Source organism: Massilia sp. 05N420 (genome assembly GCF_056397205.1).
Map to the genome: position 1 here is coordinate 1 of NZ_JBFTMX010000083.1, position 5,518 is coordinate 5,518.

The 5,518-nt window shown below is 66.8% G+C and carries 6 protein-coding genes; 5 read left to right on the top strand and 1 reads right to left on the bottom strand.

All coding sequences use genetic code 11. The features are described from left to right. A partial coding sequence (locus tag AC1DIX_RS27200; protein ID WP_477328408.1) for a glutathione S-transferase family protein occupies positions 1–592 on the bottom strand: 592 nt, incomplete at its 3' end. Between the two features lie 109 nt (positions 593–701). Here AC1DIX_RS27200 and AC1DIX_RS27205 point away from each other — a divergent pair. The 5 genes from AC1DIX_RS27205 to AC1DIX_RS27225 all read left to right on the top strand — a co-directional run. Continuing rightward, positions 702–1,526: a DUF6597 domain-containing transcriptional factor gene (locus AC1DIX_RS27205; protein ID WP_477328410.1), complete on the top strand. Its 825-nt coding sequence runs from the start codon at positions 702–704 to the stop codon at positions 1,524–1,526. A gap of 37 nt (positions 1,527–1,563) precedes the next feature. After that, entirely contained in the window at positions 1,564–2,379 is an 816-nt protein-coding gene (locus tag AC1DIX_RS27210) for a DUF817 domain-containing protein (protein ID WP_477328416.1), read from the top strand. A 6-nt stretch (positions 2,380–2,385) separates the two neighbouring features. Continuing rightward, positions 2,386–3,186, top strand: a complete 801-nt coding sequence (locus AC1DIX_RS27215; protein WP_477328411.1) for a hypothetical protein — start codon at positions 2,386–2,388, stop codon at positions 3,184–3,186. A gap of 16 nt (positions 3,187–3,202) precedes the next feature. Further along, positions 3,203–3,709 carry a GNAT family N-acetyltransferase gene (locus AC1DIX_RS27220; RefSeq protein WP_477328412.1) on the top strand — a complete coding sequence of 169 codons (507 nt, stop codon included), beginning with the start codon at positions 3,203–3,205 and terminating at the stop codon, positions 3,707–3,709. A 73-nt stretch (positions 3,710–3,782) separates the two neighbouring features. Continuing rightward, the coding region (locus tag AC1DIX_RS27225) for a 3-hydroxyacyl-CoA dehydrogenase NAD-binding domain-containing protein (protein WP_477328414.1) at positions 3,783–5,518 on the top strand (1,736 nt) is incomplete at its 3' end.

The window sequence follows — 5,518 nt, forward strand, 5'->3', positions numbered from 1 at the left end:
GCTGCGCGCAGGGCCGCGCATTGAAGCGGGCGACGTAGTCGACGATCTCGGGCAGCGCCGGCACCAGCTGGAAGGCCGAGGTCCAGGCCAGGGCATAGCCCCACAGGATGTCGGCCGCCGAGAAGCGCTCGCCCAGCAGCCAGGGGCCGGCGCGCAGCTGTCGGGTGAGCGTGGACAGCATGGTGTCGTAGTCGCCGTAAGGGCAGGTCGAGGACGGCACCGCTTCGTGCTTCATCGCGCGGTCGACCACCGCGGGTTCGAAACAGGAGCCGTAGAAGGCCATCCAGCGCAGCCAGGCGCCGCGCTGCAATTCGTCGACGGCCGGCGCCAGGCCGGCCTGCGGGAACAGGTCCGCCAGGTAGATCATGATGGCGGCCTGCTCGGTCACCAGCACTTCGTCCTGTCCCTGCGCGACGCGCAGGGCCGGCACCTTGCCCATCGGGTTGATGGCCAGGTAGCGCGGCGTGTGGGTCTCGTTGGTCTTCAGGTTCACGGTTTCCAGCGTGTAGGGTGCGCCCAGCTCCTCGAGCAGGATGCGGACGGCGCCGGAGCGCGAATGCGGGGCGTGGAACAGGGTGATGCTGCGGTTCATGGCGTCCTCGTGGTGAGTAAGGACGCTCAGGATAGACGCGCATAGAATTGCCGTCTTGTAAAAACGCGAATGCTAGAATCCCGGCAGACGATCCCATGAATGGCACCCGATGACACCGCTCGCAACCGTCCAGGACCGCCCGAAAGGCGTGGTCGCGCCCGCCCAGGCGCGCAAGATGTTCCGCATGGAGCGCTATCTGCCCGCGCCCGGGCTGGCGCCGTTTCTCGACCATTTCTGGATCGTCGAATGGGACCTCGGCGACCAGCCGCCTTACGTCCAGCGCACCCTCCCGTATCCCTGCGTGCACCTGGTGTTCGACCGCGTCCGCAGCGGTATCTGGGGCGTGCCGACCGGCGCCTTCGACTACGAACTGAAAGGCGCGGGCAAGGTCTGCGGCCTGCGCTTCCGGCCCGGCGCCTTCCGCGCACTGCTCGGCAAGCCCCTGCATACCATTACCGACCAGGTGCTGGCCCTGTCCGCGGTCTTCCCCTGGGATGAAGCCGGCACCCGGGACGCCGTGCTGGACTGCCCGGGCGACGCCGGCATGGTCGCCGCCTGCACCCGCTTGCTGGCCCCGCTGCTGCCGGCGCCCGATCCCCAGGTCGAGCGCATCGCCGCCATCCTGCGGGTGGCCGAGACCACGCCCGGCCTGACCCAGGTCGAGCAGCTGGCCGAGGCCGCCGGATCGAGCGTGCGCAGCCTGCAGCTGCTGTTCAGCGACTACGTGGGCGTGAGCCCGAAGTGGACCATCCGGCGCTTCCGCCTGCACGAAGCGGCCGACCGGCTGGCCGGCGGCGAGACCGACCTGGCCGCCCTGGCCCAGGAACTCGGCTACTTCGACCAGGCCCATTTCAGCTCGGATTTCCGCAAGCTGGTCGGCCAGCCGCCATCGCACTACCTGAAGCGCGAGCGCGACAGCGCCCGGCCATCCTGATCGAACCGGCATGCTATCCGCCATCGACAGCTTCCTGATGGACGACCGCCCGCGGCCGCTGGCCGGCCTGCGCCGCGGCCTCGTGGAGTTCCTGTACTTCGGCGTCAAGGAGGCGCGCGCCTGCCTGTTCGTCGGCCTGTTCTTCGCCGCGATCTTCCTGACGCCGCGCGCCGGCCTTTGGGGAGTCCCGCGCTACGACCTGCTATTGGTGGTGGCGATCGCGATTCAGCTGTGGATGGTGAAGGTCAGGCTGGAGACCTGGGACGAGCTGAAGGCGGTCTGCCTGTTCCACGTGGTCGGCTTCGCGCTGGAAGCCTTCAAGGTGTCGGGCAGCGTCCAGTCCTGGAGCTATCCGGACTTCGGCTATACCAAGATCTTCGGCGTGCCGCTGTTCTCGGGCTTCATGTACGCGGCGGTCGGCAGCTATATCGTGCAGGCCTGGCGACTGCTCGACCTGCGCATCCGCCACCATCCGCCTTACTGGATGGCGACCACGATCGCGATCCTGATCTATGTGAACTTCTTCACCCACCACTATATCGGCGACTACCGCTGGTACCTGGCCGCCTGCGCCCTCGGCCTGTATTCGCGCACCACGGTGGTGTTCCGGCCCCTCGACCGCGACCGCCGCATGCCGCTGATGCTGGGCTTCGTGCTGACCGGCTTCTTCATCTGGATGGCCGAGAACATCGGCACCTTCTGGGGCGTGTGGCGCTATCCGAACCAGCTGGGCGCCTGGTCGGTGGTCCACATCAGCAAATGGAGTTCGTGGTCGCTGCTGGTGATCATGACCTTTACCATCGTGGCCAGCCTGAAGCATGTGAAGGCCAAGATCCATATCGCCGAGGAGTGAATTATCGTGATCCGAACGGATAAGGACGGCAAGGTCCAGGGGGCGCATCATGAAGCGATGCTGGCGCGGGAAGATGGCAGGTACGAGGATGCCTTGCGCCACCTGCTCGACGTTTACGCGCTGGTGATGGCGGACGGGCAGGACGAGTACGTGGGTCATCTCGACCTGCTCGAGTGGATATTCCTGATCGAGGTCTACCCGCCGGCGCGCGATGCCTTGAGCCGGCTGCGCGACGAGCAGGCCCGCCGCCTGCTCGCCGGCGACGTCTTCTACGGTGTCCGCCATGCCGATTACTCGCCGCAGCCCACGCGCTTCGGGCTGGTCGCGCAGATCGGCGACATCCTCGAGGATTCGCGCGCGACCTACGAACTGTTCGTACAGTTCGATGCGCTGATGCCCGAGCATGCGCGGCGGGAGGCGTTCATGGCCTTGCCGGCGGTGGTGGAGGCGGGTGATTTTGTCCTCGGCGAGCGCTTCCTGCCGGATCCGATGGGTTTCCTGCCCTACTTGAACGAAACGGTCGGCGGCCAGCGCTTGTTCACGCCTACGCACGCTGCACCGAGGCTCATCGCGGAGCTGTTCAACTTTGCGAAAGACCTGCGGCTGCGCGCCGCGATCCTGCGTGGCCGCGGCCGCGACGCCGCGGCCCGGGCGCTGGTCGATGCCGCGTTGGCAGGCCTGGCCACCGAGGAAATGCGCGGCCTGGTCAGCCAGGACCTTGAAGCGCCGGGCGCCATCATCCGTGCCCTGACCGCGCACCAGATGGCCCGGAACGAAGCAGCAAGCCAGCATTCGTTCACTAACTGAGAACCGGAAAGAACCGATGGAAACCGAACGCCTAATACTGCGCCCCTTCACCCTCGACGATGCCGAAGCCTGGCTGCCCCTGATCACGCTGCCGGAGATCATCCGCTACACCGGCGACACCCCGGTCTCCACGGTCGACGAAGCGCGCGAGATCCTGCGCACCCGGCCGCTGCGCGACTATGCGGTGCACGGCTACGGCCGCATGGCGGTGGTCGAAAAGAGCAGCGCACGCCTGGTCGGCTTCAGCGGCCTGAAATACCTGGAAGATCTCGATGAAGTCGACGTCGGCTACCGCTTCCTGCCGGATTGCTGGGGCAAGGGCTACGCGACCGAGAGCGCGCGGGTGCTGATGGAGCAGGGCGTTCGCGAGCACGGCGTCAAGCGCATCGTCGGCATGGTACATCCGGACAATGCGGCGTCCGGCCGCGTGCTGGAAAAGCTGGGACTGGTCTACGAACGCCCGCTGGAGCTGGCAGGCCACGGCGTGGCCTACAGGCTGTACGCGACCGCAGCTGCGGAATAACACGACCGTACTTTTATCGCTTATAGTGCCTGTTGCAGTTTCAACATACGAAAATCCACCCAAGGGAGACCCCATGAGCGCCGATTACCAGGTCCAGAACAACGTCGCCGTCATTACGCTGAACAACCCGCCGGTCAACGGCCTCGGGCTGGCGACGCGCACCGCCGCCGTGGAGGCGCTGCAGCTCGCGGAAGCCGATCCCATGGTCAAGGCGATCGTGATCACCGGCGCCGGCAAGGCCTTCTCGGGCGGCGCCGACATCCGCGAATTCAATTCGCCCAAGGCCCTGACCGAACCGACCCTGCACACCCTGATCCGCACCGCGGAAGGTTCAAGCAAGCCGGTGGTCGCTGCCATCCACAGCGTCTGCATGGGCGGCGGCCTGGAGCTGGCGCTGGGCTGCAACTATCGCGTGGCCCTGCCGGGCGCCCAGATCGCGCTGCCGGAAGTAAAACTCGGCCTGTTGCCGGGCGCCGGCGGCACCCAGCGCCTGCCGCGCGTGATCGGCCTGGAGGCCGCGCTGGACATGATCGTATCCGGCAATCCGGTATCGTCCGAGAAGCTGGCCGGCAGTCTGTTCGACGAGGTATTCCCGGCCGGGACCGACCTGGTGGCCGCCGCCGTCGATTTCGCCAACAAGATGGCTGAGGTCCGTCGCCCAGGCGCACCTCCGCTGCCGAAGGTCCGCGAGCGCAAGGTCGAACATGCCGACGCCCAGGGCTTCCTCGATGCCGCCCGCGCCAGGGTGAAGGCCGCTGCCGGGGCCTTCCCGGCGCCGCTGGAATGTGTCGAGACCATCGCCGCCTCGGTGAATATGCCCTTCGAAGAGGGCTGCAAGTTCGAGCGCTCGCGCTTCATCCACCTGACCCAGACCGTCGAATCGAAGGCCCTGCGCCACGCCTTCTTTGCCGAGCGCGCTGCCGGCAAGGTCCCGGACGTGCCGTCCGATACGCCGGTGCGCGAAATCCGCTCGGCCGCCGTGATCGGCGCCGGCACCATGGGCGGCGGCATCGCGATGAACTTCGCGAACGCCGGCATCCCCGTCACCATCCTCGAGACGAAGCAGGAGGCGCTGGACAAGGGCCTGGCCACGATCCGCAAGAATTACGAGAACACGGTCAAAAAGGGCAAGCTGGCACCGGAAAAATTCGAGCAGAGGATGGGCCTGGTGAAGGGCAGCCTCGACTACGCCGACATCGCCCAGGCCGACATCGTGATCGAAGCGGTGTTCGAGGACATGGGCGTCAAGGAGAGCGTGTTCCGCCGGCTCGACCAGGTGATGCGTCCAGGCGCCATCCTGGCGTCGAACACCTCGACCCTGGACCTGAACAAGATCGCTTCCTTCACCTCCCGCCCGCAGGACGTGATCGGCCTGCACTTCTTCAGCCCGGCCAACGTGATGAAGCTGCTCGAGATCGTGCGCGGCGCGCAGACCGGCAAGGATGTGCTGGCCACCGCCTTGGTGCTGTCGAAGAAACTGAAGAAGACCGGCGTGGTGAGCGGGGTCTGCGACGGCTTCATCGGCAACCGCATGGTCGAGCAGTACATCCGCCAGGCCGGCTTCCTGCTCGACGAGGGCGCGCTGCCGCAACAGGTCGACCGCGCGATCGAAGGCTTCGGCTTCGCCATGGGCCCTTTCCGCATGGGCGACCTGGCCGGCAACGACATCGGCTGGGCCATCCGCAAGCGCCGCGCGCTCGAGATGCCGGAGGTGGCCTACTCGAAGACCGCCGACCTGCTGTGCGAAGCGGGCCGCTTCGGCCAGAAGACGGGCGGCGGCTGGTACGACTACCAGGCCGGCGACCGCAC

Bases quoted from the DNA above. Each gene is read 5' to 3' on its own strand.
- AC1DIX_RS27210 (WP_477328416.1), top strand. From the start codon at position 1,564: ATGGACGACCGCCCGCGGCCGCTGGCCGGCCTGCGCCGCGGCCTCGTG.
- AC1DIX_RS27205 (WP_477328410.1), top strand. From the start codon at position 702: ATGACACCGCTCGCAACCGTCCAGGACCGCCCGAAAGGCGTGGTCGCG.
- AC1DIX_RS27220 (WP_477328412.1), top strand. From the start codon at position 3,203: ATGGAAACCGAACGCCTAATACTGCGCCCCTTCACCCTCGACGATGCC.